23 protein-coding genes are annotated in these 24314 nt (G+C 62.8%); 8 read left to right on the forward strand and 15 right to left on the reverse strand.

What is annotated here, in order from left to right:
* Positions 1-14: 14 nt before the first annotated feature.
* Positions 15-803, reverse strand: a complete 789-nt coding sequence (murI, locus tag EJ076_RS22635) for a glutamate racemase (RefSeq protein ID WP_126069323.1) — start codon at positions 801-803, stop codon at positions 15-17.
* Positions 796-1710: an RNA methyltransferase gene (locus tag EJ076_RS22640; RefSeq protein WP_164548708.1), complete on the reverse strand. Its 915-nt coding sequence runs from the start codon at positions 1708-1710 to the stop codon at positions 796-798. The genes murI and EJ076_RS22640 overlap by 8 nt, the downstream gene beginning before the upstream one ends.
* 237 nt (positions 1711-1947) lie before the next feature.
* Between EJ076_RS22640 and EJ076_RS22645 the strand changes: the two genes are divergently transcribed.
* Together EJ076_RS22645 and EJ076_RS22650 are read left to right on the forward strand one after the other, a co-directional pair.
* Positions 1948-3159 (forward strand): NADP-dependent isocitrate dehydrogenase, encoded by a 1212-nt coding sequence (locus EJ076_RS22645; RefSeq protein ID WP_126069325.1) that lies wholly within the window; start codon positions 1948-1950, stop codon positions 3157-3159.
* Positions 3160-3171: 12 nt separating this feature from the next.
* The gene (locus EJ076_RS22650) at positions 3172-3798 is read left to right on the forward strand and encodes a glutathione S-transferase family protein (protein ID WP_126069326.1); all 627 of its coding nucleotides are present in this window, start codon (positions 3172-3174) and stop codon (positions 3796-3798) included.
* Here the strand turns inward: EJ076_RS22650 and EJ076_RS22655 are convergent.
* From EJ076_RS22655 to recA, 3 genes are all read right to left on the reverse strand, one after another.
* Positions 3757-4434 carry a PhzF family phenazine biosynthesis isomerase gene (locus tag EJ076_RS22655; protein ID WP_245462860.1) on the reverse strand — a complete coding sequence of 226 codons (678 nt, stop codon included), beginning with the start codon at positions 4432-4434 and terminating at the stop codon, positions 3757-3759. The genes EJ076_RS22650 and EJ076_RS22655 overlap by 42 nt on opposite strands.
* Before the next feature lie 65 nt (positions 4435-4499).
* Complete coding sequence (alaS, locus tag EJ076_RS22660; RefSeq protein WP_126069327.1) at positions 4500-7169, reverse strand: alanine--tRNA ligase; 2670 nt, start codon at positions 7167-7169, stop codon at positions 4500-4502.
* Between the two features lie 295 nt (positions 7170-7464).
* On the reverse strand, positions 7465-8562 hold the full coding sequence (gene recA, locus EJ076_RS22665; protein ID WP_057145834.1) for a recombinase RecA: 1098 nt from the start codon (positions 8560-8562) through the stop codon (positions 7465-7467).
* 281 nt (positions 8563-8843) lie between these two features.
* On the opposite strand from recA, the gene EJ076_RS22670 reads away from it, so the two are divergent.
* Positions 8844-9788, forward strand: coding sequence for a carbohydrate kinase family protein (locus EJ076_RS22670; RefSeq protein ID WP_126069328.1), 945 nt, complete (start codon positions 8844-8846; stop codon positions 9786-9788).
* 75 nt (positions 9789-9863) lie between these two features.
* Positions 9864-10781, forward strand: coding sequence for a pseudouridine-5'-phosphate glycosidase (locus EJ076_RS22675; protein WP_126069329.1), 918 nt, complete (start codon positions 9864-9866; stop codon positions 10779-10781).
* Between the two features lie 236 nt (positions 10782-11017).
* Here EJ076_RS22675 and EJ076_RS22685 read toward each other — a convergent pair whose 3' ends face one another.
* On the reverse strand, positions 11018-11341 hold the full coding sequence (locus EJ076_RS22685; protein ID WP_126069330.1) for a TfoX/Sxy family protein: 324 nt from the start codon (positions 11339-11341) through the stop codon (positions 11018-11020).
* 91 nt (positions 11342-11432) lie between these two features.
* Here EJ076_RS22685 and EJ076_RS22690 point away from each other — a divergent pair, with 91 nt between their 5' ends.
* Positions 11433-11930: a GFA family protein gene (locus EJ076_RS22690; RefSeq protein ID WP_126069331.1), complete on the forward strand. Its 498-nt coding sequence runs from the start codon at positions 11433-11435 to the stop codon at positions 11928-11930.
* A gap of 33 nt (positions 11931-11963) precedes the next feature.
* Here EJ076_RS22690 and sufA read toward each other — a convergent pair whose 3' ends face one another.
* The 7 genes from sufA to EJ076_RS22725 all read right to left on the reverse strand — a co-directional run bounded on the left by sufA (position 11964) and on the right by EJ076_RS22725 (position 19047).
* Entirely contained in the window at positions 11964-12344 is a 381-nt protein-coding gene (sufA, locus tag EJ076_RS22695) for a Fe-S cluster assembly scaffold SufA (RefSeq protein WP_013532156.1), read from the reverse strand.
* A 100-nt stretch (positions 12345-12444) separates the two neighbouring features.
* Complete coding sequence (locus EJ076_RS22700; RefSeq protein ID WP_126069332.1) at positions 12445-12837, reverse strand: SUF system Fe-S cluster assembly protein; 393 nt, start codon at positions 12835-12837, stop codon at positions 12445-12447.
* 21 nt (positions 12838-12858) lie between these two features.
* Positions 12859-14103 (reverse strand): cysteine desulfurase, encoded by a 1245-nt coding sequence (locus tag EJ076_RS22705; protein ID WP_126069333.1) that lies wholly within the window; start codon positions 14101-14103, stop codon positions 12859-12861.
* Positions 14104-14107: 4 nt separating this feature from the next.
* On the reverse strand, positions 14108-15376 hold the full coding sequence (gene sufD / locus EJ076_RS22710) for a Fe-S cluster assembly protein SufD (protein WP_126069334.1): 1269 nt from the start codon (positions 15374-15376) through the stop codon (positions 14108-14110).
* A gap of 19 nt (positions 15377-15395) precedes the next feature.
* A complete protein-coding gene (gene sufC, locus EJ076_RS22715; RefSeq protein ID WP_126069335.1) occupies positions 15396-16151 on the reverse strand; it encodes a Fe-S cluster assembly ATPase SufC in 756 nt (251 codons plus the stop codon).
* Between the two features lie 27 nt (positions 16152-16178).
* The gene (sufB, locus tag EJ076_RS22720) at positions 16179-17696 is read right to left on the reverse strand and encodes a Fe-S cluster assembly protein SufB (RefSeq protein WP_109669585.1); all 1518 of its coding nucleotides are present in this window, start codon (positions 17694-17696) and stop codon (positions 16179-16181) included.
* A gap of 187 nt (positions 17697-17883) precedes the next feature.
* Positions 17884-19047, reverse strand: coding sequence for a cysteine desulfurase family protein (locus tag EJ076_RS22725; protein ID WP_126071116.1), 1164 nt, complete (start codon positions 19045-19047; stop codon positions 17884-17886).
* A 238-nt stretch (positions 19048-19285) separates the two neighbouring features.
* Between EJ076_RS22725 and EJ076_RS22730 the strand changes: the two genes are divergently transcribed.
* From EJ076_RS22730 to EJ076_RS22740, 3 genes are all read left to right on the forward strand, one after another.
* Positions 19286-19960: an alpha/beta hydrolase gene (locus EJ076_RS22730; RefSeq protein ID WP_013532163.1), complete on the forward strand. Its 675-nt coding sequence runs from the start codon at positions 19286-19288 to the stop codon at positions 19958-19960.
* 21 nt (positions 19961-19981) lie between these two features.
* Positions 19982-20632, forward strand: a complete 651-nt coding sequence (locus EJ076_RS22735) for an FMN-binding negative transcriptional regulator (protein WP_126069336.1) — start codon at positions 19982-19984, stop codon at positions 20630-20632.
* 163 nt (positions 20633-20795) lie between these two features.
* Complete coding sequence (locus tag EJ076_RS22740; RefSeq protein WP_126069337.1) at positions 20796-21440, forward strand: ankyrin repeat domain-containing protein; 645 nt, start codon at positions 20796-20798, stop codon at positions 21438-21440.
* A 142-nt stretch (positions 21441-21582) separates the two neighbouring features.
* On the opposite strand, the gene EJ076_RS22745 is transcribed toward EJ076_RS22740, so the two are convergent.
* On the reverse strand, positions 21583-22389 hold the full coding sequence (locus EJ076_RS22745; protein ID WP_245462861.1) for a phosphatase PAP2 family protein: 807 nt from the start codon (positions 22387-22389) through the stop codon (positions 21583-21585).
* Between the two features lie 90 nt (positions 22390-22479).
* Positions 22480-24123: a glycosyltransferase family 39 protein gene (locus EJ076_RS22750; RefSeq protein WP_126069339.1), complete on the reverse strand. Its 1644-nt coding sequence runs from the start codon at positions 24121-24123 to the stop codon at positions 22480-22482.
* Positions 24124-24314: the final 191 nt, after the last annotated feature.

Raw genomic sequence — 24314 nt, forward strand, 5'->3', positions numbered from 1 at the left:
GGTCCGGTCACGGCCTAGCGCACGACCAGTCCAAAGCCCTGCATCAGCCGGCTGGTTGCGAAGTCCACCTTGCCGGAGGTAAAGACGGCGATGTCGGGCTCGCCCATCGGCAGCGGTCGATCGACCGGCGCCAGCAGCGACATGGCGCGGCGGGCGATCGCTTCGGCCGGGTCGATCCAGTCGACCGGCCAGGGCGCGGTCTTGCGCATGCGATTGGCCAGGAACGGATAATGGGTGCAGCCGAGTACGATGATGTCGGTGCGGGCGCCGTCCTTCTCGACAAAGCATGGCGCGATCTCCTCGCGCACGATCTCCTCGTCGACGAACCCCTGGCGCATATAGATTTCGGCCAGCGGCGCCAGCCGGTCCGAGCCGACCAGCCGCACGTGGCATTTCTGCGCCCATTTGCTGATTAGGTCGCGCGTGTATTGACGCTTGACCGTGCCAGGCGTCGCCAGCACCGAGACGAGCCCGGAGCGGGTGCGTTCCGCCGCCGGCTTGATCGCTGGAACCGTGCCGACAAAGGGATGACCGGGGAATTTCTGGCGCAACGCGTCAATCACCAGCGTCGACGCCGTGTTGCAGGGAATGACCGAAATCTCGGGCCGGAATTTCTCCAGCAGCATGCCGAACAGCCCAAGGATATGGGCGTTAAGGGCCGGCTCCTCCCAGGCGCCATAGGGGAAAGCGGCATCGTCGGCGACGTAGACAAAGCGACGGTCAGGCATCAGCACCCGCGCCTCGCGCAGCACAGTAAGCCCGCCGATGCCCGAATCGAACATCAGGATCGGCCGCTCAGTCATTGTCGGTTCCCTTGCCGCCCAGCGGCGGCGTGTCACTGTCGTCACCATTGGCGGCGTCACCATTGGCGGCGGGCGGCTGGCGACCCACTTCCGCCTTGCGGGCACGCGCGGCGGCCGCGGGCAGGCGCCGTGGATCATCGCCAGGGGAACCATCGCCGCGCGGCATCGCCGGCGAAAACCGGTCGAGCGACGAGATGATGCCGCGCAGCACCTTCAACTCCGGTTCGGCAAAACCGGCGCGCGTCAGCACAGCGCGCAGATTGTCGATCATTTTCGGCTTCTTCGGTGCCGGCCGGAAATAGCCGCGCGCTTCCAGGGCGCCTTCGAGATAGGCGAACAGACCGTGTAGCTCTTCCTTGCTTGCCGGCTTCATGTCCGGACCGGAAAAATTGGTCTTCGTCTCGTCTTCCAGGCCGGACTTCATCCACTCGTAGGACATCAGCAGCGCGGCCTGGGCAATGTTGAGCGAGGAGAAATCGGGATCGACCGGAAAGGTCACGATCTCGTCGGCAAGGCCGACCTCGTCGTTGTAGAGACCAAAACGCTCGCGCCCGAACAGGATGCCGGTGCGCTGGCCCATTGCGTGACGGGTCCGCAGCACCCTGCCCGCTTCCACCGGCCCGCGCACGGATTTGAAGCCATCGCGTTGCCTGGCCGTGGTGGCGAAGACAAAGTTCAGGTCGGCGAGCGCCGAGGCCAGATCGTCGAAGACGGTGACGGCGTCGATGACATGATCGGCGCGGCTGGCCGCCGCGCGTGCCTTCTCGCTCGGCCAACCGTCACGAGGGTTGACGAGACGCAGCTCCGACAGACCGAAATTGGCCATGGCGCGCGCGACCATGCCGATGTTCTCACCGAGCTGCGGCTCGACCAGGATGATCGCCGGGCCGGTGGCTGGAATGGTCATGGCGTCTTCAGTGGCTGGCATGATTGTCAATGAACTGCTGTTTGCGGCATTTCAGCGTCCCCTGCCATATTCAGCCGCGAAAATGAAGCATTCGCAAATGATGGAGGCCAGGGCCTCACATTCGTGACCGATCGCCGTTTGCGTGGCCAAAAACGCTTTGATATACGGGCGGCATCTCCCGGTCGAACGCCACGTGGGCAAGGCCGTCCTATTTCCCAGCAACGAGGCATTCTTTCCATGGCGAAGATCAAGGTGGCGAACCCGGTCGTCGAACTCGACGGCGACGAGATGACCCGTATCATCTGGCAGTTCATCAAGGACAAGCTGATCCACCCTTATCTCGACCTGAAGCTGGAATATTACGACCTCGGCATCGAGCATCGTGACGCCACCAACGACCAGGTGACCATCGATTCGGCCAACGCCATCAAGAAATACGGCGTCGGCGTGAAATGCGCGACGATCACCCCCGACGAGCAGCGCGTCGAGGAGTTCAAGCTGAAGAAGATGTGGAAGTCGCCGAACGGCACCATCCGCAATATCCTCGGCGGCACCATCTTCCGCGAGCCGATCATCATGAAGAACGTGCCGCGCCTGGTGCCTGGCTGGACCAAGCCGATCATCGTCGGCCGTCATGCCTTCGGCGATCAGTACCGCGCCACCGATTTCCGCTTTCCCGGTAAGGGCAAGCTGACGATCAAGTTCGTCGGCGAGGACGGCAAGGTCATCGAGCATGACGTCTACGACGCACCGGGCGCCGGCGTCGCCATGGCCATGTACAATCTCGACGACTCGATCCGCGAATTCGCGCGGGCCTCGCTGAACTACGGCCTGCTGCGCAACTATCCGGTCTATCTGTCGACCAAGAACACCATCCTCAAGGCCTATGACGGCCGCTTCAAGGACATCTTCCAGGAAGTCTACGAGGCGGAATTCGAGGCCGAGTTCAAGTCGAAGAAACTGTGGTACGAGCACCGCCTGATCGACGACATGGTGGCCTCCGCCCTGAAATGGTCGGGCGGCTATGTCTGGGCCTGCAAGAACTATGACGGTGACGTCCAGTCCGACACGGTCGCGCAAGGCTTTGGCTCGCTCGGCCTGATGACCTCGGTGCTGATGACGCCGGACGGCAAGACGGTGGAAGCCGAGGCCGCGCACGGGACCGTCACCCGCCACTACCGCCAGCACCAGAAGGGCGAGGAAACCTCGACCAACTCGATCGCCTCGATCTTCGCCTGGACGCGTGGTCTCGCCCACCGCGCCAAGCTCGACGACAATGCCGAGTTGAAGCGCTTTGCCGAGACGCTGGAAAAGGTCTGCATCCAGACGGTCGAGTCCGGCTTCATGACCAAGGACCTGTCGCTGCTGATCGGCCCCGACCAGCCCTGGCTTTCGACCTCGGGTTTTCTCGACAAGATCGACGAGAACCTGCAGAAGGCGATGGCCTGACCGGCAACCGGCATGGGCAAGCCCACCGTCTACGGGGCGGATTACAGCGTCTATGTACGCATCGTCCGCCTCGCCCTCGCGGAAAAAGACATCGACTACGAGCTTGTGCCGGTCGATGTCTTTGCTGCCGAGGGCATTCCCGCCTGGTATTTCGAGCACCATCCGTTCGGTCGCATCCCGGCGTTCTCGTATGACGGGTTTCGGCTCTTCGAGACGAGCGCGATCGCGCGCTATGTCGACGAGGCTTTCGCAGGACCAGATCTCCAGCCAACGGACGCTCGCGCCCGCGCAACCATGAACCAGATCATCGGCATGCTCGACGCCTATGCCTACAGGTCGATGGTCTGGGATGTCGCCGTCGAGCGGCTGGAGAAGGAGGCGCCCGACGAGACGCTGATCGCCAACGGGCTTTCACAGGCGAGCAAAGCGCTTCAGACACTCGCCTCGCTGAAAGCGCCGGGGCCGTGGCTGTTGGGCGATCGGCTGACACTGGCCGATCTGCACGCAGCGCCGATCATCGGTTATTTTCTCAAAGTCAGTGAAGGGCAAAAGCTGCTGGCCGAATTTCCTGAAATCCAGGCTTGGTGGGACCGGATTTCAGCGCGCGCCAGCTTTGCCGCGACCACTCCGGCGGCCTGAGCCCACCTTCATTCCGGAAGGTAGATTTCCGCCTTCATGAAGGTCTTGGCGCGACCCAGGATCAGCACACGATCTCCGGCCAGGTCGCACAAAAGGTGCCCGCCGCGCTCCAAGCGGATGAAAGGCGCCGATCCTGAGCAAATCGGGAACGAAAGACCGCACGGACTGCTCATCGGCAAACTCGACGAACAGGTTCTCGAAATTACGAAAGCCTGCAACCGGATGCGGGGACAAAATATCCCGCAGCGCCGATACGGTTTCGCCATCGACAGGTTGCGGCGGAAAACAGGGCAGGTCGAGCTGATAGGCGCCCTGCCGCTGGGAGACCCGCAACTCGCCTACCCGTGTGGCAAAGGCCATGTCGTCAGCCACATTGTGTTGCGAAGCCAACACATGGGCAGTCGCCAGCGTGGCATGGCCACAGAAGTCGACTTCGTGAACCGGCGTGAACCAGCGCAAATCCCAGCCCTTGCCATTGCGCCGCGCAAAGGCGGTCTCGGCCAGATTGTTCTCGTTCGCGATGGCCTGCATGACATCGTCCGCCAGCCAGTCCTCCAGGATGAGGACGGCGGCGGGATTACCCTGAAAGGCCCGGTCGGCAAAAGCGTCTACCTGATACATGATCAGCGTGGGCACGGCACCCTCCAGATGTCAGCCAGGCAGCCGGCTGTCAGGCCGGCCACGCTTCGAGGGGTGCTGGTTTACGCCGCCTCGCTGATCGCAGCCCTCACCGCCGCAATCGCATCATTGGCCTTGGAAGCATCGGGGCCACCGGCCTGCGCCATATCGGGCCGACCGCCGCCGCCCTGCCCGCCCAGTGCGGCGGAGGCGACGCGCACCAGGTCGACGGCGCTGAAGCGGCCGACGAGATCGTCGGTGACGGCGACCACAACACTCGCCTTGTTGTCCTCACCGGCGCCGACGAAGACGACGACGCCGGAACCGAGCGAACTCTTGCCAGCATCGGCCAGCGGCTTCAAATCCTTGGGCGAGACCCCGGAGACCGCCTTGCCAAGGAAGCCGACACCGGCCACGGTCTCGTTCTCCGACGGCGCACCAGCGGCAGCACCGCCGCCCAGCGCCAGCTTCTTGCGCGCTTCGGTCAGTTCCTTTTCGAGCTTCTTTCGCTCATCGAGCAGCGCCTCGACACGCGCCGGCACGTCGGCCGGCGAGATCTTCAGTGTCGCGGCGACCGATTTCAGACGCCGGTCCTGCTCATCGAGATGCCTGCGCGCGGCTTCGCCGGTCAACGCCTCGATGCGGCGTACGCCGGCGGCGACCGCACTGTCCGACACGACACGCACCAGGCCAATGTCGCCGGTCGCCCTGACATGCGTGCCGCCGCAGAGCTCGACCGAATAGGGCCGGTTGGCCTTGGCGCCATGCACGCCGGTGCCCATCGACACGACGCGCACTTCGTCGCCATATTTCTCGCCAAACAGCGCCATGGCGCCTTCGGCGATGGCATCGTCGACCGACATCAGGCGCGTGGACACCGGGCTGTTCTGGACGACGATCTCGTTGGCCATGCGCTCGACCTCTTCGAGATCCTCTGGCGAAATGGGCTTGTTGTGCGAGATGTCGAAGCGCAGGCGCTCCGGCGCCACCAGCGAACCCTTCTGCGCGACATGGCTGCCCAGCACCTCGCGCAGCGCCTCATGGATCAGATGCGTCGCGGAATGGTTGGCGCGCAGCCTGGTGCGGCGCGCGTGATCGACCTTCAACTCGACGGCGGCGCCCGTCTTGACGGTGCCGCTGGCCACCTTGCCGACATGGACGAACAGCCCATCAGCCTTCTTTTGCGTATCCGAAACCTCGATCGAAAAACCTTCGCCTGAAATGATACCGGTGTCGCCCATCTGGCCGCCGGACTCGGCATAGAACGGCGTCTGGTTGACGACGATCGCCACCGCGTCGCCCTTGCCGGCGCTGTCGACAGTCTTGCCGTCCCGGACAAGCGCCTGGATGATGCCTTCCGCAGCTTCAGTCTCGTAGCCGAGGAACTCGGTGGCGCCTGCCTTCTCGCGCACGGAGAACCAGACGGTCTCGGTGGCCGCGTCGCCAGACCCGGCCCAATGCTTGCGCGCCTCGGCTTTCTGCTGCTCCATCGCATTGGTGAAGCCGGCAAGATCGACCGAGATGCTGCGCTGGCGCAGCGCATCCTGTGTCAGATCGAGCGGGAAGCCGTAGGTGTCGTAGAGCTTGAAGGCCGTTTCACCGTCCAGCATGTCGCCGGCATGCAGCGTTTCCGTCGCCTCGGAGAGCAGGCCGAGGCCGCGCACCAGCGTCTTGCGAAACCTGGTCTCCTCAAGCTTGAGGGTCTCGGTGATCAACTGTTCGCCGCGCAGCAATTCAGGATAGGCCTGGCCCATTTCGCGCACCAGCGCCGGCACCAGCTTCCACATCAGCGGCTCGCTGGCACCGAGTAACTGCGCATGGCGCATGGCGCGGCGCATGATGCGGCGCAGGACATAGCCCCGGCCTTCGTTCGACGGCAGCACGCCGTCGGCCACCAGGAAGGAGGACGAGCGCAGATGATCGGCAATGACGCGGAAGGACGCGACCGTCTCCTTGTCGGGACCATGCCCGATGGCGGACGAGGCCGCGTCGATCAGATGACGGAACAGATCGGTCTCGAAGACGCTTTCCACCCCCTGCAGGATGGACGCCATGCGCTCCAGGCCCATGCCGGTGTCGATCGACGGGCGCGGCAGGTCGATGCGCTCCTCCTTCGTCACCTGTTCATACTGCATGAACACCAGGTTCCAGAACTCGAGGAAACGGTCGCCATCCTCCTCCGGGCTGCCGGGAGGTCCGCCCCAGATGTGTTCGCCACGGTCGATGAATATCTCCGAGCACGGCCCGCAGGGTCCAGTATCGCCCATTGCCCAGAAATTGTCCGAGGTCGCGATGCGAATGATGCGATCGTCCGAAAACCCGGCGATCTTCTTCCAGATGCCGGCCGCCTCGTCGTCCGTGTGATAGACGGTGACCAGCAGCTTGTCCTTGTTCAGCCCGAACTCCTTGGTGATCAGGTTCCAGGCAAGCTCGATGGCGCGCTCCTTGAAATAATCGCCAAAGGAGAAATTGCCGAGCATTTCGAAAAAGGTCAGATGGCGCGCGGTATAGCCGACATTGTCGAGATCGTTGTGCTTGCCGCCGGCGCGAACGCTCTTCTGGGCGGTCGAGGCGCGCGAATAGGGCCGCTTCTCCAGGCCGGTGAAGACGTTCTTGAACTGCACCATGCCGGCGTTGGTGAACATCAGCGTCGGGTCGTTGCGCGGCACCAGCGGGCTCGACGCGACGATCTCGTGACCCTCCTTGCGGAAGTAGTCGAGAAATGTCGACCGGATTTCGTTCACGCCACTCATGAATGCTGCCTTTTCGGAAGAGCCGCCGGCAAACCGACGGAAATGGGCTCTGCGTTTTAGAAGATAGGACTTGGCCTTTTAGCCGCCGCGCTTCACCCTGTCCAGAAACACGGAATTGGTCCAATCCATGGCCCCTGCCGGCAGTTCGAACCCGCTTGGTTTTGCCGCCAAAACGCAAAACCGCCGGCACTGGGCCGACGGTTTCGAAACGCAATACTCGGAACTCGATTACATAAGCCTGAGATAATAGAACGCGATTATGGCCGAACTCCGGCCGGCATCGCGCACGAAGCTGTTACATCGCGCCGGATTCTTCCTCGAAACCGTCGTCGCCACCTTCAGAGCCGCCATTCTCAAGGAACTTCTCGGCGATCAGCCCGGCATTCTGCCTGAGCGCCAGTTCGATCTCGCGCGCGGTGTCGGGGTTATCACGCAGGAACAGCTTGGCATTCTCGCGACCCTGGCCGAGACGCTGCGAATTGTAGGAGAACCATGCGCCCGACTTCTCGACCACGCCGGCCTTGACTCCGAGATCGACCAGTTCGCCGGTCTTGGACACGCCTTCACCATACATGATGTCGAACTCAACCACCTTGAAGGGCGGTGCCAGCTTGTTCTTGACCACCTTGACACGGGTCTGGTTGCCGACGACCTCGTCGCGGTCCTTGACCGAACCGATGCGGCGGATATCGAGGCGCACCGAAGCGTAGAATTTCAGCGCGTTGCCGCCGGTGGTGGTTTCGGGCGAACCGAACATGACGCCGATCTTCATGCGGATCTGGTTGATGAAGATGACCATGGTGTTGGAGCGCGAGATCGAGGCCGTCAGCTTGCGCAGCGCCTGGCTCATCAAGCGGGCCTGCAGGCCGGGCAGCGAATCGCCCATCTCGCCTTCGATTTCGGCGCGTGGCGTCAACGCCGCGACCGAATCGACCACCAGCACGTCGATGGCGCCGGAGCGCACCAGCGTGTCGCAGATTTCCAGCGCCTGCTCACCAGTGTCGGGCTGCGAGATCAGGAGGTTTTCAAGATCGACGCCGAGCTTGCGGGCATAGACCGGGTCAAGTGCGTGCTCGGCATCGACGAAGGCGCAGATGCCGCCCTTCTTCTGAGCTTCGGCCACGGTGTGCAGGGCCAGCGTCGTCTTGCCCGAGCTTTCCGGCCCGTAGATCTCGACGATGCGGCCGCGCGGCAGGCCACCGACGCCAAGCGCGATGTCGAGCCCAAGCGAGCCGGTCGGCACCGTTTCGATCTCGACGACCTGCTCGTTCGCGCCGAGCCGCATGATCGAGCCCTTGCCGAAAGCCCGCTCGATCTGCGACAGCGCCGCATCCAGAGCCTTTGATTTGTCCACTGCCTTATCCTCTACAAGCCGCAAAGAATTCTGAGCCATGATACATCACCCCTTGGTCGTCAATGAAGGCCGGACAATCCGTAATCCCTGCCATTTTGTACCTTTTTTGTTCTCGTTTGGCAAGAGGGGTCAAATATCTGAAAAACAATCAATATCCAGATTTGTTCTTTTTTTGTCTCACGATTTCGTTTCACGATGCATCCCGCATTGGGCCAGACGGCTCGATTGTTTCGATCTGCCGAATCGCTGCCTTGCATGCGAAGCTTCGTCACGCAGCCTAGCGCTTGTGCGGCTGGAATAACAAAGGTCATATCGCCGGCATGCTGAAATCCGCGAAAATACTGGCCGTAGGCGGCGCCCATATCGACCGGCGCGGTCAGGTGTCCGGCCCCTACGTGCCTGCCGCCTCCAATCCCGGCACGATGCGCGAGGATGTCGGCGGCGGCGTCTTCAACGCTTTGCGCAGTGCGGTGCTTCGTGGCGTCTCCGCGTCGCTCATGTCGGTGCGCGGCGGCGATGCCGCCGCAGACACCGTTTCGCGAGCCATTGCCGAGGCAGGTATTGCCGACCTGTCCGCGGTGTTCCTCGACCGCACCACGCCGAGCTATACGGCGCTGATCGACCGCGAGGGCGAGCTGATCGTCGGCTTTGCCGACATGGCGCTCTATGACCTGGCGTTTCCCAAGCAGATCAGGCGCTCCAAGGTACGGGAGGTGATTGCTGCCGCCGATGCCGTCTTCTGCGACGCCAACCTGCCGACGGCGGCACTGGAGCGGCTGGTTTCGCTTGCCGCCGGCAAACCCGTCTTCGCCATTGCCATTTCGCCGGCCAAGATCGTGCGTTTGAAGCCGGTGCTTGGCGATCTGGCCGTCGTCTTCATGAACCGGCGCGAAGCGATCGCGCTGGCAGACCTGGACGCTGCGGCTTCTCCGCAAGACATCGTCGACGGGCTGAGACGCGCAGGGCTCAAAAGCGGCGTGGTGACGGCGGGCGGTGGCCCCATGCTGGGCTTCGATGAAGCCGGCGCCTTCTCGATCCTGCCGCCGCCGCCAAGAAAGGTCGCTGACGTCACCGGCGCCGGCGACGCGCTGGCGGGCTCAACCGTCGCTGCCTTGCTGCGCGGCCTGTCGCTGCGGGTCGCCCTGCGCGACGGCATTGCCGCGGCGACGCTTGCCATCGAAAGCGCCAACGCCGTTCCGGATTTCACCACGGCGAGCTTCGCGGAAGCGTTGGCTCTTGTGCCGGATGCGCAGGAAGTGGCATGAGACCGGCAAATTCATAGCGCCGCAGTGTTGCCGAGCGTCCCGATGGACGCGCCGCACTCCGGATTGGAGATCAAGATGACCCCAGAGACCGCCCGCCCCTTCATCGACATCCACGCGCCGGTGGCACAGGCCCTGGCCGCCGGTCGGTCGGTGGTGGCGCTGGAAAGCACCATCATCACCCATGGCATGCCCTACCCCGACAATGGCGCCATGGCGGCCGATGTCGAAAAGATCATCACCGATGGCGGCGCCGTGCCGGCGACGATCGCCGTGGTTGGCGGGCGCATCAAGATCGGGCTTTCGGACGGCGAACGCGAATCGCTGGCGATGACGGGCGACGCCATGAAGCTGTCGCGCGCCGATCTCGGTTTTGCCGTGGCGCAAGGGCGCACCGGCGGCACCACCGTCGCCGCCACGATGATCGCGGCCCATATGGTGGGCATAAAAGTGTTCGCCACCGGCGGCATCGGCGGCGTGCACAAGGGCGCCGAAAAGAGCTTTGACATTTCCGCCGATCTCGACGAGCTGGCGCGCACCCCGGTCATTGTCGTGTCGGCCGGTGCCAAGGCCATCCTCGACATCGAAAAGACGCTGGAGGTGCTGGAGACGCGCGGCGTGCCGGTGATCGGCCATGGCTGCGAGACGATGCCGGCCTTTTGGTCGCGGCATTCGCCATTCCGCGCGCCGCTAACCCTGCACAGGCCGGAAGAGATCGCGCATTTCTACCAGACGAGGGCAGCGCTGGGGCTCGCCGGCGGCATGCTGATCGCCAATCCGGTGCCTGAGAACCACGAAATCCCGGCTGAAGAGATGGCCGGCTACATCGAAGCCGCGCAAAAGGCCGCCGAGGCGCTCAAGGTGACCGGCAAGGCGGTGACGCCGTTCCTGCTGTCGAAAATCCTCGAACTGACCGGCGGCCGGAGCCTGAAGACCAACATCGCGCTGGTGGAGAACAATGCGCGGCTGGCGGCAAAGATCGCGAAGGCGCTGTAGGGAGGGAAGTTCGACTACAGCCGGCGCAAAGCTAAAAGCGAACGCCGCGTTCCGTCACGCCCCCCTCTGTCCTGCCGGACATCTCCCCCTCAAGGGGGGAGATTGGCAGCTTCGGCATTCAGCTCACTTCTTCACCGCTGAAGGTTGGCGAACGCCGCGATGACATCCGATCTCCCCCCTTGAGGGGGAGATGTCCGGCAGGACAGAGGGGGTGCCTGTCCCTCCAATGTTCCGAATTATTTCCCCGCCCGCCGCCCCGCCTCATAGGCCCGGCGCGCCCAGACAGTCATCTCGTCGGGATCATCGAAAGCGCTGTCGGGAATGCTCCAGTAGGGCATGGCCACCAGCTTGCCGTGGCGCGAGCCGGTATAGGTCCATTGGGTGCAGCCGGCTGCCTCAAACTCGGGCGCGCTTTGCTCGTCGGCCTTCAGCATCAATTCGCCACGCAGCACGATGGCGACGATGACACCGTCGAAATAGATGCCCTTGCCGCCGAACAGTTTTCGGATGCTGACTGGGCCCAGGCCTTCAAAGAGTTCGGCGATGCGTTCATTGTCCATGCCGCGATCATGTCACCAGCATTTGGCCTTGTCATCGCCGCAACCAAAATCATGCTGACAGGTTGAGAGCCATCCGTCGGAGTTTTTCATCATGCCGCTTCTGCTAAAAGGGTCCTGCCGCTGCAACGCCGTGCGTTTCGAGGTGGAGAGCCACACGCCGGCGCCATTCATGCTGTGCTACTGCTCGATCTGCCGCAAACAGCAAGGCGGTGGCGGTTTTGCCATCAATCTCGGCGCCGACAGCGCGACGTTGAACATCAGGGGCAAAAGGAGCCTTGGCGTCTACCGGGCTGAGATCGAGGATGACGAGCATCCGCGGTGCGAGATCTCGACCGGTGAACGCAATTTCTGCCGCAAATGCGGCTCGGCGCTGTGGCTCTACGATCCGACCTGGCCGGAGTTGGTGCATCCCTTCGCTTCGGCGATCGACAACGACCTGCCTATTCCGCCGAGCCGGGTGCACCTGATGCTGAAATACAAGGCGAACTGGGTCGAACCGGTGGTTGGCAAGCACGACAAGGTCTTCGACGTCTATCCCGAGGAATCGATCGCCGACTGGCACAAGCGGACGGGCATGTGGGTGGAGTAGCGTTCTTCGCCCCGTTTACAGGGCGAAGGAAGATCAAGCGGAAGCGCGTGCCTCTGCCAGCGCCTTCAGGTCGGCTGGCTTCAGTTCGACGGATTCGCCGCAGCCACAGGCCGAGCTCTGGTTCGGATTGTGGAAGGTGAAGCCGGTGCGCAGCGTCGTCTGCTCGAAATCCATCTCGGTGCCGAACAGGAACAGGGCAGCCTCGGGCGCCACATAGACATGCGCGCCGTCGCGCTCGATGTGGTCGTCCTTGGTGTTGGGCTCGGTCACCAGATCGACCGTATATTCCATGCCGGCGCAGCCGCCCTTCTTGATGCCGAGGCGAATGCCGTGCGCGTTGTCGCGGGTGGCGACGATCTCGCGCACCCGGTCGGCGGCCTTTTCGGTCATCGTGATGACGGCGAAGCGTCCCATTCTTTTTCCTTCCATTCCATGCAGGTTCAAGGCCTGCCGAATGATTCCTCACCTAAAATGGTGAAGTTTTACCACTGGCGCAAGTGTGCCAGGCTCGACGCTAGTACCAGCCCACCGCGACCTGCGCCTCTTCCGACATGCGGTCGGCCGACCAGGGCGGGTCGAAGGTCATGTTGACCTCGACGCCGGAAACGCCTTCGACGGCGCCGACGGCGTTCTCCACCCAGCCGGGCATTTCGCCGGCGACAGGGCATCCGGGCGCGGTCAGCGTCATGTCGATCTTGACCGAGCGATTGTCCTCGATGTCGATCTTGTAGATGAGCCCAAGCTCGTAGATATCGGCCGGGATTTCCGGATCGTAGACGGTCTTCAGCGCCGAGACGATGTCGTCGGTCAGCCGCGCCAGTTCGTCGGCTGGAATGGCTGATCCCGAAACCAGCGCATTGGGCGCGGTTTCCGGAGTGGTCTCGGCTGCGATGCTCACATCATCCATGGTCGTCACCCAAAAAAATCGTCATCCGAAGAATTTGCGCGCTTTTTCAAGCGCCTCGGCCAAAGCGTCGACTTCGGCCCTGGTATTATACATGCCGAACGATGCTCTGCATGTGGAGGTTACACCAAAACGTTTCAACAGCGGCTGGGCGCAATGGGTGCCCGCCCGCACCGCAACGCCCTGCCTGTCTATCACCATCGACACGTCATGGGCATGAATGCCTTGCAGTTCGAACGAGATGATGGCGCCCTTGCCGGGCGCATCGCCGAAGATGCGCAGCGAATTGATAGCGCGCAGCCGCTCATGCGCGTAATTCTTGAGGTCTTCCTCGTGGGCTGCAATGCGCTCGCGGCCGACGCTTTCCATATAGTCGAGCGCAGCACCGAGCCCGATCGCCTGCACGATCGGCGGCGTACCGGCCTCGAAACGATGCGGCGGCTCGTTGTAGGTGACGATGTCTTCCGTCACCTCCTCGATCATCTCGCCGCCGCCCATGAAGGGTCGCATACCCTGGAGAATGTCCTTCTTGCCGTAGAGCACGCCGATGCCCGAGGGGCCGTAGACCTTGTGGCCGGTGAAGACGAAGAAGTCGCAGTCGAGAGCCTGCACGTCGATCGGCATATGCACAGCGCTCTGGCTGCCATCGACGAGGACGGGAATTCCACGCGCATGCGCGATGCGCACGATCTCCTTGATCGGCGTCACCGTGCCCAGCGCATTCGACATCTGCGTGATGGCGACAAGTTTCGTGCGGTCGGTCAGCCGCTTCTCGAATTCCTCGATGTGGAAGACACCGAGATCGTCAACCGGCACCCAGACCAGTTTCGCGCCCTGCCGCTCGCGGATGAAATGCCAGGGAACAATGTTGGAGTGGTGCTCCATGATCGACAGTACGATCTCGTCGCCCTCGCTGATGTTGGGCATGCCATAGCCATAGGCGACCGTGTTGATGGCCGAGGTCGTGTTCGAAGTGAAGATGATGTTGTCGGTGCTGGGCGCGTTGAGAAAACGGCGCACCGTCTCGCGGGCCTTCTCGTAGGCATCGGTCGCCGCATTGGACAGGAAATGCAGGCCGCGATGGACGTTGGCATATTCCTGGGAATAGGCGTGCTGGATGGTGTCGAGCACAACCTGCGGCTTCTGAGCCGAGGCGCCATTGTCGAGATAGACCAGTGGCTTGCCATAGACTTCCCGCGACAGGATCGGGAAATCGCGGCGGATCGCCTCGACGTCGTAGAAATCTCCGATCTTGCCCGGTGCGTTCATCACTTCACCCGTGTGCCACAAACCAGTCGTCGAGCCGCGCTTCCAGCGCCTCGACGATCATCTCGTCGTCCAGTTCCTCGATCACCTCGGCGACGAAGGCTTTCACGAGTAGCCCCCGCGCGGTCTTTTCGTCGACGCCGCGCGCCATCAGGTAGAACAGATGGTCGTGGTCGATTTCGGTGACCGTGGCGCCATGGCCGCAGACGACGTCGTCGGCGAAGATTTCCAGCTCCGGCTTGGTCGAGAACTCACCATCATCCGACAGGAGCAGCGTGTTGCAAGCCATCTTGGCGTTGGTCTTCTGCGCATATTGATGGACGTTGATGCGGCCCTGGAAGACGCCGCGCGCCTTGCCCGTCACCACGTTGCGGATGACTTCCGTCGAGGTCGTGTGCGGCACCGCGTGGTCCAGCACCATGGTCACGTCCGTATGGGTGTCGCCGGCCAGAAGGTTGATGCCGCGCAGTTTGAAGTCGGCGCCTTCGCCGGTCGTCCTGATCACGATCTCCTGGCGCACGAGCTTGCCGCCGGCATTCATGAAGAACACGGTCAGCTTCGAATTCTTGCCGAGATGCGCCTTGAACTGCGCCAGATGCGTTGCCGTTTCCGGCTGTTCCTGCACGATCAGCCACGTCACCTCGGCGCCCTCGCCCAGCACGAGCTGGCTGACCGAGCTGACCAGAGCAGCCCCGTCACCTGTCTGGCGCTCGACGATAACGGCCTTGGCGCCAGCGCCGACACGCACTGGCAGGCGCACATGGGTCTGGCCGCCTGCCTGCAGGTTCTGCAGTTCGATCGGCTTTTCGAGTTCCGCACCATCAGCGATATCGACAAAATACCCGTCGGCGACGAAAGCCGTGTTCAGTGCGCCGATGGCGTCGTCGCTGCCATAGGGATCGAGCCCCGGCGCGATGCTGCCGTCGGTCAGCTTTTCCGACAGGCGCTGGAAGGTGACGCCTTCAAGAGCCGGCACCTTCGCGTCGGACTTGCCGTTCAGGATCGACACCACGGTGGAGCCGTCGACGATCGGTGCAATGGCCTTGGCCATGGCGGCCGGATCGAAGTCCGGCACCGCATTCAACAGCCGGCGCAGGTCGGTGTAATGCCAGGATTCGACACGCCGCGTCGGCAGGCCGTGCTTGATCGTCTCGATGGCGTCGTCGCGCTTCAGCATCACCGCGCCGTCGCCCGGCAGCAGCGACAGCCGGTCGCCGAACGCGTCGATCAACGCTGTTTCGGCCGGTGTCCGCTGCGGTTGTGTGTGCATGTTCATCGGTATTACCTCTGGCATCTCACGCGGCTTCGCCGATCACGCCGGCATAGCCATTGGCCTCGAGGTCGATCGCCAGCGACTTGTCGCCCGACTTGATGACCTGGCCCTTGTAGAGCACGTGCACGGTGTCGGGCACGATGTGTTCGAGCAGGCGCTGGTAGTGGGTGATGACCAGGAACGCCCGGTCCGGCGCGCGTAGCGCGTTGACGCCGTCCGAAACGATCTTCAGCGCATCGATGTCGAGGCCGGAATCGGTCTCGTCGAGCACGCAGAGCTTCGGCTCCAAGAGCTTCATTTGCAGGATCTCGGCGCGCTTCTTCTCGCCGCCGGAGAAACCGACATTGAGCGGCCGCTTCAGCATCGCCATGTCCATGCTCAGCGATGCGGCTGCTTCCTTCACCCGCTTGAGGAATTCCGGGATCTTCAGCGGCTCCTCGCCACGCGCCTTGCGCTGCTCGTTCATCGCCACTTTCAGGAATTCCATGGTCGCAACGCCCGGTATCTCCATCGGATACTGGAAGGCGAGGAAAATGCCTGACGTTGCGCGCTCGGCCGGATCCATTTCGAGGATCGACTGGCCGTTGTAGAGGATGTCGCCCTCGGTCACTTCATAGTCCTCGCGGCCGGCGAGGATGTAGGACAGCGTCGACTTGCCCGAGCCGTTCGGCCCCATGATCGCGGCGACCTCGCCGGCTTTCACCGTCAGGTTCAAGCCACGGATGATTTCGGTGCCGTCATCGACGATGCGGGCGTGCAGGTTTCTGATTTCAAGCATTCTTTTGTTTCCTGAATATTTGCCCGGTCAGCCGACCGAGCCCTCAAGGCTAATCCCGATCAGCTTCTGTGCCTCGACGGCGAATTCCATCGGCAGTTGCTGAATGACGTCCTTGACGAAGCCGTTGACAATCAGCGCGATCGCTTCCTCTTCAGGGATGCCGCGCTGCATGACGTAGAATTTCTGGTCCTCGGAAATCTTCGACGTCGTCGCTTCGTGCTCGAACTGCGCGGTCGAGTTCTTGGCTTCCATGTAGGGCACGGTGTGCGCGCCGCACTGGTCGCCGATCAGCAGGGAATCACAGTTGGTGAAGTTGCGGGCGTTGGTCGCCTTGCGATGCGCGGAAACCTGGCCGCGATAGGTGTTCTGCGAGAAGCCGGCGGCGATGCCCTTGGAGATGATGCGGCTCGACGTGTTCTTGCCGAGATGGATCATCTTGGTGCCGCTGTCGACCTGCTGATAGCCGTTCGACACGGCGATCGAATAGAACTCGCCCGAGGAATCGTCGCCGCGCAGGATGCAGCTCGGATATTTCCAGGTGATCGCCGAACCGGTCTCGACCTGGGTCCACGAGATCTTCGAGCGGTCGCCGCGGCAGTCGCCGCGCTTGGTGACGAAATTGTAGATGCCGCCTTTGCCCTCTGCGTCGCCGGGGTACCAGTTCTGCACCGTCGAATATTTGATCTCTGCATCGTCGAGCGCCACCAGTTCAACGACGGCGGCATGCAACTGGTTCTCGTCGCGCTGCGGCGCCGTGCAGCCTTCGAGATAGGAGACGTAAGCCCCCTCCTCGGCGATGATCAGCGTACGTTCGAACTGGCCGGTGTTCTTCTCGTTCATGCGGAAATAGGTCGACAGTTCCATCGGGCAGCGCACGCCCTTGGGCACAAAGACGAACGAGCCGTCGGTGAACACGGCCGAATTCAGCGTCGCGTAATAATTGTCGGAAGTCGGCACGACCGAGCCGAGATATTTCTTCACCAGCTCCGGATGCTCGCGGATGGCCTCCGAGATCGAGCAGAAGATGACGCCGGCCTGCGCCAGCTCCTTCTTGAAGGTGGTGACGACGGAGACGGAATCGAACACGGCATCGACGGCTACGCGGCCCGACTTGTAGACATTGTCGCTGACTTCCTCGAGCTCCGAAGCGTCGGTCTTCTGCACGCCGGCGAGGATTTCCTGCTCCCGCAGTGGAATGCCGAGCTTCTCGTAGACCTTCAAGAGTTCGGGATCGACATCGCTCAGCGAGGTCGGGCCGGGCGTGCTCTTGGGCGCCGCGTAGAAGTAGATGTCCTGGAAATCGATCTTGGGATAGTGGACGCGCGCCCAGGTCGGCTCGTCAAGCGTCAGCCAGCGGCGATACGCTTCCAGACGCCATTCCAGCATCCAGGACGGTTCGTCCTTCTTGGCCGAAATGAAACGGATGATGTCTTCGCTGAGGCCCTTGGGGGCCTTATCGACAGCGATTTCGGTCTGGAACCCGTATTTGTATTGGTCGACGTCGATCTTTCGGACCCGATCGATCGTGTCCTGCACAGCAGGCATATGCGTTCTCCATCCACGCCGGGGTCAAGGCCCGACAGTTTTCAAACTATGGCACCGCCAAAACGAACCCCAAAAAGGCGCTCGCGGCAGCGTAAGTTTCATATAGTGCGTCTCGACCGGAAATTCACCCGGCCAGCATGAAACGCACGGCTCTACCAGGCCGAAAGGCCCGAAATTGTCCAACCGCTCATGCGGCTTTTTCTCTGTCCGCCCTACGCGCGGCAATCCCCGCCAACGCGACGCGGAAAAGCTCGATGTCTTCCGCACCGGTCGCTGGACCGATCGACACGCGCAAGGCGCCAAGGCTGTCACCGTATCCCATGGCTTTCAGCACATGGCTCGGCCCGACCTTGCCCGACGAACAGGCGGAGCCGGCCGACAGCGCCACACCGGCCAGATCGAAGGCGATCTGCGCGGTTTCAGCTTTGACGCCCGCAATAGCGAAGAATGTCGTGTTGGCAAGCCTTGGCGCACCGGTTCCAAAGATTTCCGCGTCCGGCACCAGCGTTTTCATGATGGCCTCGATCTCGTCGCGGCGATGGCGCACCGCATCCATGGCCTGCAGTCCGGCAAGCGCCTCGCGTGCCGCGGCGCCAAAACCGGCAATGGCGGCGAGGTTTTCGGTGCCGCCGCGATGGCCCTTTTCCTGGCCACCGCCATTGATCAGCGGCTTCGGCATCATCAGATCGGAAGCGGCGACGATGGCGCCGACGCCCTTGGGACCGCCGATCTTGTGCGAAGATAGTATCAGATAATCGGCGTAACCCGCTGATAGATCGATCGAAACGCGGCCCGCGGCCTGGACCGCGTCGACGACAAGGATGCCGCCCGCAGCCTTGACGATCCCGGCGATGCGATCGATCGGCTGGATGACGCCGGTCTCGTTGTTGGCGGCATGGATGGCGACCAGCGGCAGGCCATCGGCCTTGTCATGGCGGCCGAGCGCCGCAGCCAGGGCACCGAGATCGGCAATGCCATTGGCATCGACGCCGATCCGCGTCACCTGTGCCGCCGGAAAGCGTCCGCCGTTCAGCAGGCAGGGATGGTCTGCCTCGGACACGTAGAGCCGGCTCATGCGCACAGTGCCGCGCCCCATCTGCCAGTCGGGTGCAAGCAGCGTCGAGGCGGCTTCCGTCGCGCCGGAGGTGAAAACGACATGCTCTGATTTGGTGTCGACCAGTGCCGCGACGTCACGCCTGGCGGTCTCGATCAGGCGGCGTGCGGCGCGCCCTTCGGCGTGGACCGATGACGGGTTGGCGGCGACATCAAGCGCCGCGACCATAGCCTCGCGGGCCGCGGCAAGCAGCGGTGCACTGGCATTATAGTCGAGATAGGCGCGTATTGCGGCCATTTTCGTCCAGTTGGTCCTGCTAGAAGCCATTCCGCTGTCGTATCGCGTTATTTCCTTGAAATTCCAAGGCGAGCCGTCCTATTTACGCGGCTTGCGGCGCGGGTGGCCGGGCTCGATGTCTTGCCACTCAGTTTTGAACAATTCTAAACTAGCTTCTAAGAAGACGCTCGCCCTGCGTCAAGGCCAGAGGAAGACACGTTCCGGGCGCCGCGCATTCGTATACCAAGTGGAGTATTTCATGCCTGAGGTCATTTTCACCGGTCCTGCCGGCCGCCTGGAGGGACGTTATCAGCCTTCCAAGGAAAAGAGCGCGCCGATTGCCATCGTCCTGCACCCGCACCCCCAGTTCGGCGGCACGATGAACAACAAGATCGTCTACGACCTCTTCTATATGTTCCAGAAGCGGGATTTCACCACGCTTCGCTTCAATTTCCGCGGCATCGGCCGCAGCCAGGGCGAGTTCGACCATGGCACCGGCGAGCTGTCGGATGCCGCCGCAGCGCTGGATTGGGTGCAGTCGCTGCACCCGGATTCCAAGAGCTGCTGGGTTGCCGGCTATTCCTTCGGCTCCTGGATCGGCATGCAGCTTTTGATGCGCCGGCCGGAGATCGAGGGCTTCATCTCGATCGCGCCGCAGCCTAACACCTATGATTTCTCGTTCCTGGCGCCCTGCCCGTCCTCGGGCCTGATCATCCATGGCGATGCCGACAAGGTGGCGCCGCCGAAGGATGTGCAGGGCCTGGTCGACAAGCTGCACACGCAAAAGGGCATCACCATCACGCAGAAGACCTTGCCCGGCGCCAACCATTTCTTCTCCAATGACGCCGACCTGCTGCTCGAGGAATGCGCTGATTATCTCGACCGCCGGCTGGCCGGTGAATTGTCGGATCCGCGCCCGAAGCGGTTGAGATAAGCAAAGGACGAAGCGGCGGCGATGTACCAGCCTCCTCATTTCAGGGAAACGCGGCCGGAGATCCTGCATGGGTTGATCCGGACGCATCCGCTGGGCCTGTTGGTTTCCAACGGGCCCGAGGGGCCGGTCGCCAACGCCATCCCGTTCCTGCTCGACGCGGACGTTGGGCCGAACGGCCGGCTGCGCGCCCATCTGGCGCGGGCCAACCCGCAATGGCGCCTGTTGGCCGACAATCCGGCTTCACCCGTGCTGATCGTCTTCCAGGGCAGCGACGCCTATGTGACGCCGTCCTGGTACGAGACCAAGCGCGAGACCGGCAAGGTGGTGCCGACCTGGAACTATGCCATCGTGCAGGTGCGCGGCACCGTGAAGGTGATGGATGACCAGGCCTGGCTGGCGCAGCAGATCGCCGATCTGACCGTGTCCCAGGAAGGCGCTCGCGCGGCACCCTGGGCGGTGACCGATGCGCCGGCGCCGTTCATCCAGTCGCAGATCAAGGGCATTATCGGGCTGGAAATCGAGATCAGCGAAATCCACGGCAAGTGGAAGGTCAGCCAGAACCGGCCTGTGGCCGATCGCGTCGGCGTTGCGCAAGGGCTCGAAAGCGAGGAGCACTCGTCGCCCGACATGGCCGGCCTGGTCAGATCCTATGGCGGGCTGGACGGCAATTAGCGCCAAGATCTGAGGCTTGGTACCCGGTGTGACGCTCCTCCATCGATCTCCGTAGATCGGCATCGACGCGTCGAGGTTTTGGCGGCAAGCGAACCCAACGAAGTTCTGAGGAGGGTGGTGAGCCGCCGTTGCTGGAGATACACTTCGCCGCGAATTCCGAACCGTGGACTTGAAGCAGGCGATGATTGATGACGCTGAACTCGTGCGCCTGATGAAGGCAATCGCATCGGCTGACGGCACGGTGGTGTTTGGCTTGCTGAACGCCTTTCCTGCCCTCGCCAAGGCGACCCTGAAAGAGGGCGCGATGGGCACGGCGACAGATCCCTTTCTGACCGAGATTAAGCACTACGTTTATGCTGGCGACACTGCGCTTCACGTCGCGGCGGCGGCCCATTGGCCTGAGGTTGCGCGCGCGCTAATCGGCCTTGGCGCAGACGTCACGGCGGGAAACCGACGGAGTGCGACGCCGCTTCACTACGCGGCCGATGGAATTCCGGGGTCGCCCAAGTGGAATCCGGTTCGCCAATCCGCGACCGTCGCCTTGCTGATCGCGTCAGGGGCCGATCCGAACGCCGTCGATCAAAACGGCGTCACGCCTTTGCATCGCGCCGTTAGAACTCGCTGCGCGGCAGCGGCGAGCACACTCCTTGACGGCGGCGCCGACGCTCTGCTCAAGAACGGGAATGGTTCGACGCCAATGTTTCTTGCGACGCGGCCGACCGGCCGCGGCGGCAGCGGCTCCCCAGAGGCAAAGGCGCAGCAGGCGGAGATCATCCGACTGCTTGAGCGCTATGGCGCGACGCCATAGACGCAATACCTTGTCTCAGACTGATCCTAGACTGCCCGCTATGGGCCGCGAACGGCCAGCGGCGCCCCCCGCCAGGAAGCCGCTATCTACGAGCCGGCGAAATTGCCTGTTTCGACGGGTAGCAAGCGTCTGATTTTAACCACTAGGCCCTGGCAGCGGGGTCTGCCCGTTTCACGTCGCCAAACCATACCAAGCGAAACGTCTTCTTGCGGGCCGGCAATCCCGACGGCATCGGCCGAAAGATGAAGCCGAGCCGGGCAAAGACCAACCCGCAAGCAAGCGCGAAAGCGCAGCCGAGGCCAAAGCCGGCGACGGTGTCGCTGGGATAGTGCGCGCCGACGAAGACCCGCGTCGAGGCGATGCAGGCGGTGACCGCCAGGGCGATGTACCAGCGCCTTGGGAACAACAGCAGGGCGACCCCGAACACGGCGCCCATTGTCGTTGCATGGCCGGACGGGAAGCCGGCGAAGCGTGCATCAAAAGCGAAGGGATGCAGCGACAACACCCCGAAATCATTGAAATACATCGGCCGAGCCCGGCCGATCGCGTATTTCAGCACATTGACGGCGAGGCCGGACAGGCCAACGGCGCCCAGCACCAGAAAAGCCAGGCAGGTCCAGTTGTAGGCGAGCATCAGCGAACGCCTTGAAAGGCTTCGCCAGTCCGTCAGGTTGGCGGCGACGAGCAGAAGCGCCGACGGAATGAGATACCAGCCACCCAGGCCGAACTGCGTGAAAAAATCGGCCAGATGGACGAACCCCGGCGACCATTGGTCGCGAAGCATTCCAGCCGGGGTGTCGAGGCGGACAAATGCCGCCGCCGTCAGCAAAATCCACACCAGCACCCAGACCGACCACAAAATGTTCGGGTATCTGGCGGGGCGAGCGGCAAAGCGCTTTCTTGCGATCTGGATCGTATCGCGAAAATTGTCGACCGATCGGCGCCCCACTCCAAGGAGCATAGCGGAAACGGAAGGACGCGATTTCACCAGCATTTGAAATTCGACCGCATTGTTGCCGTCATGGGCATCGACGAGCCGTCATGGGGCCACACGATAAAGGCCGAGCGACAGTTTGTCTCCCGACGAATAGTTGAGGCCGTCGACTTCGGCAACGCGGGTCGCCGACTTGCCTTGCGCCGCCAGCAGGCCATTCAGTTTCTGCTCGTCCCCGATTTGTGCCAGCGCCAGAGCGCAGGCCGGATCGCCAAGCAGATGTTTGGCAACGCCATCGACATCGGTCAGGACGGTCTTGGTGCCCACCAGGAACACCAGGCTCGGCTCGTGATATTCAGCCGAGGCGAGCACCGAGGTGTCGCAAGGCTTGTTCGCTTTGACCGCAGCCTCGATCGCCGGGCTCAGCCAGATCGGCTTCAGCGAAGGCGCGATGACGCCGAACAACAGCCCATAAGTGATGCCGGCACAGACCGCGATGGCGCCGATGCGGCGCAGCGGCACTTGCAGCTGCCGCGAAAAGGCGAAATAGCCCGCCCCCAGTGCCGCCGCGGCTGCCGGAATGCTCCACCAGGAGAAGGCGCCGGTAAGGTAGATCGGCGCTCCGATGCAGACCGCCGCCAGACCCAGGCTGACCACGGCAAGACCGAAGGCGGTCGACCACCACAACCAATCCTGCCAGCGCCTGAGCGGCGCATTCGCCTCCTGCGGCGGCAAAGTCAGAAGCCAGCCGATCAGCAGCGCCATGCCGGGATAGGCAGGCAGGACATAGTGCGGAAGCTTGGTCGGGATCAGTTCGAACACCAGCCAGAACGGAATGTACCAGGCGAGGCAGAAACGCAGCCGCGGATCGTCGCGCAGCCGGTTGAGGGCCTGGAGCCCGGCGCCGACCGCGATCAGCCCGAAGGGCCACATGAACAGCGAATAGGTCAGCATGTAGAAACCGGGCGGCAGTCCGTGCGATTCCTCGCCAGACGCCACCTTGGCCACCATGTCCTTGCCGACGGCATCCTGGAGAAAGGCGCCGCCGCTCTTCCAGGTGATGAGGACGACCCAGGGCAGCACGATGAGCAGCACCAGGGCGACACCGCGCACGAGCTTCAGCTTCAGGAGCCAGCGCCAATCACGTTCGAAGGCAAACAGCGTGGCGACCGTCAGCACCGACAACAGCGGGGCCACCGGCCCCTTGATAAGTATCCCCAAGCCTTGGGCCGCCCAGAATATCCACGGCAGATGGCTGGCTACCGGTTCGTTCCGGCGCGCTGCCAGATAGATCTGGGCGAGCGCGCCTTGCGCCGCCACGCAACAGGCCAGCAGCATGGCGTCGGTCTTGGCGTCGCGCCCCTCGAAGGCGGTGGCGAAGATCGCCGCCATCATCAGGCCGGCGGCGAGACCTGCATTGGCCCCGAACAGCTTCGTGCCCGTCCAGGCGATGCCGACGACGGCCAGGGCAATGCCAAACATGGAGACGAGGCGGTAGACCCAGATCGGCGCCGCCGCCCCCTCGCCGCTCAGCGCCACGGCCACCGATTGCAGCCAGTAGATGCCGATCGGCTTCTTGTAGCGCGAGGCATCCTGAAAACGGATGTCGACATAGTCGGAGGTTTCGACCATCTGCTTGGTGGCCTGGACAAAACGCGACTCGTCGCGGTCGACCGGTGGAAGGCTCATCAGCCCGCCGAAAGTCATCAGCAGGCTGAACAGAAAGAGGATGAGATAGTTCCTGTTCATCGCGGAGCTTTCCGGATCTGATCTGCGGGATGGCCCCGTCGCGGCGCTTCAGGCCCTGCCCTGCGCGGCGCCTCAATACGCCAGCCAAAAGAATGAGGCAAGAAGTGGCCTGGCCATCCCCGCACGCCGCGAAACCGGAAACCACTTTTGCCGATCGCTGGACCTTTGTCTGGCGCGCGATCAGACGCAAA

Origin of the sequence: Mesorhizobium sp. M7D.F.Ca.US.005.01.1.1, from assembly GCF_003952545.1 — a bacterium.
GTDB lineage: Bacteria > Pseudomonadota > Alphaproteobacteria > Rhizobiales > Rhizobiaceae > Mesorhizobium > Mesorhizobium loti.

Bases quoted from the DNA above. Each gene is read 5' to 3' on its own strand.
- murI (WP_126069323.1), bottom strand. From the start codon at position 803: ATGACTGAGCGGCCGATCCTGATGTTCGATTCGGGCATCGGCGGGCTT.
- EJ076_RS22640 (WP_164548708.1), bottom strand. From the start codon at position 1,710: ATGACCATTCCAGCCACCGGCCCGGCGATCATCCTGGTCGAGCCGCAG.
- EJ076_RS22645 (WP_126069325.1), top strand. From the start codon at position 1,948: ATGGCGAAGATCAAGGTGGCGAACCCGGTCGTCGAACTCGACGGCGAC.
- EJ076_RS22650 (WP_126069326.1), top strand. From the start codon at position 3,172: ATGGGCAAGCCCACCGTCTACGGGGCGGATTACAGCGTCTATGTACGC.
- alaS (WP_126069327.1), bottom strand. From the start codon at position 7,169: ATGAGTGGCGTGAACGAAATCCGGTCGACATTTCTCGACTACTTCCGC.
- recA (WP_057145834.1), bottom strand. From the start codon at position 8,562: ATGGCTCAGAATTCTTTGCGGCTTGTAGAGGATAAGGCAGTGGACAAA.
- EJ076_RS22670 (WP_126069328.1), top strand. From the start codon at position 8,844: ATGCTGAAATCCGCGAAAATACTGGCCGTAGGCGGCGCCCATATCGAC.
- EJ076_RS22675 (WP_126069329.1), top strand. From the start codon at position 9,864: ATGACCCCAGAGACCGCCCGCCCCTTCATCGACATCCACGCGCCGGTG.
- EJ076_RS22685 (WP_126069330.1), bottom strand. From the start codon at position 11,341: ATGGACAATGAACGCATCGCCGAACTCTTTGAAGGCCTGGGCCCAGTC.
- EJ076_RS22690 (WP_126069331.1), top strand. From the start codon at position 11,433: ATGCCGCTTCTGCTAAAAGGGTCCTGCCGCTGCAACGCCGTGCGTTTC.
- sufA (WP_013532156.1), bottom strand. From the start codon at position 12,344: ATGGGACGCTTCGCCGTCATCACGATGACCGAAAAGGCCGCCGACCGG.
- EJ076_RS22700 (WP_126069332.1), bottom strand. From the start codon at position 12,837: ATGGATGATGTGAGCATCGCAGCCGAGACCACTCCGGAAACCGCGCCC.
- EJ076_RS22705 (WP_126069333.1), bottom strand. From the start codon at position 14,103: ATGAACGCACCGGGCAAGATCGGAGATTTCTACGACGTCGAGGCGATC.
- sufD (WP_126069334.1), bottom strand. From the start codon at position 15,376: ATGAACATGCACACACAACCGCAGCGGACACCGGCCGAAACAGCGTTG.
- sufC (WP_126069335.1), bottom strand. From the start codon at position 16,151: ATGCTTGAAATCAGAAACCTGCACGCCCGCATCGTCGATGACGGCACC.
- sufB (WP_109669585.1), bottom strand. From the start codon at position 17,696: ATGCCTGCTGTGCAGGACACGATCGATCGGGTCCGAAAGATCGACGTC.
- EJ076_RS22725 (WP_126071116.1), bottom strand. From the start codon at position 19,047: ATGGCCGCAATACGCGCCTATCTCGACTATAATGCCAGTGCACCGCTG.
- EJ076_RS22730 (WP_013532163.1), top strand. From the start codon at position 19,286: ATGCCTGAGGTCATTTTCACCGGTCCTGCCGGCCGCCTGGAGGGACGT.
- EJ076_RS22735 (WP_126069336.1), top strand. From the start codon at position 19,982: ATGTACCAGCCTCCTCATTTCAGGGAAACGCGGCCGGAGATCCTGCAT.
- EJ076_RS22750 (WP_126069339.1), bottom strand. From the start codon at position 24,123: ATGAACAGGAACTATCTCATCCTCTTTCTGTTCAGCCTGCTGATGACT.